This window comes from Vibrio sp. Vb1755 (assembly GCF_033338635.1).
GTDB lineage: Bacteria > Pseudomonadota > Gammaproteobacteria > Enterobacterales > Vibrionaceae > Vibrio > Vibrio alginolyticus.
Map to the genome: position 1 here is coordinate 1 of NZ_JAWOTA010000311.1, position 1,099 is coordinate 1,099.

Annotated in this window: 1 protein-coding gene; it reads left to right on the forward strand. The window is 34.0% G+C overall.

What is annotated here, in order from left to right; genetic code table 11:
• Positions 1-704 precede the first annotated feature (704 nt).
• The coding region (locus R7E00_RS24795) for a murein L,D-transpeptidase catalytic domain-containing protein (protein ID WP_318124871.1) at positions 705-1,099 on the forward strand (395 nt) is incomplete at its 3' end.

The window sequence follows — 1,099 nt, forward strand, 5'->3', positions numbered from 1 at the left end:
TGTCTTAACCGATCGTTAATTTATTTATAAGAAAAGTCTAATTACTTATTCAGTTCATACAAAGCAAACATAAAAATAATGGATACCCATCATTTTCGTTTTTCCTTATATAGAAATGCCTGATTTAGAGTTTCCATTCGTTCCATATCCGTACCTTATAAAACTCATCATCACATTTTTTTCACTTTTTTCAGTTGGAGTGAAACGCTCAGATGAAGAGCTGTTTATCTATCTTTCCGTTCTACATCCTTTATTCTATTTATAAAACCGTAATCACAACGATCAGAGACAGCCCCTTAAGTAACGCGGCGTTTCGAGCTGGATCACAGAGTAAACCTTTTGTCCTCCGATCATGGTTCTAATAAATACTTTGAAATTAAAAGATATTTTCCACATCCATTTAATTAAACATTGTTTTTTAACTTTACTCTATCAAAAATATTGCTAAACACAGTTTTATTAATTAGCGAAATCGGCTAGTATTTACGTCGAAGTTTTTCAAAAGCAACGATTAACTTATTAATATTAAGCAGTTTCAATTGGTTAGACAGAACCCTTGAAACTTAATGGAATCCCAACATTACGTGCTTTTGTGCATAATAAGAAACATTGGGAATATAATTATATTGATGTGCAAGTTGTTTTAACGAGTGCATGAAGCAATCGATAAATTTGTAACACCAAAGAGTTTTTATTTAGTCAAAATGAAAAAGTTATTTTTATTGCTGATATGGACATGTTTGTCGGTTTCTCCTTTTGCAATGGCGCAACACCCAAATAGCAAGGCAGAGAACCGCGTATCCCAACAAGTTATTGAAAAAACATATAAAGAAGCCAAACTCAATGGCGTCATCGACTTTAAACTGTTTCGCGATGCCTTCATCGCCTACCAAAAAACACCAGATAGAAAGAAGTCGATACTAACCATTATTGATTACAGCAAACCATCGACCGAAAAACGTTTTTATGTTGTGGACGTAAACAAAAAGAAGCTGATCTACAACACTTACGTGGCTCATGGTGTGAATAGCGGAAAGAAAACAGCAACACAGTTTTCGAATGTCGTGAATTCTCGCAAAACATCACTTGGCACGTTTTT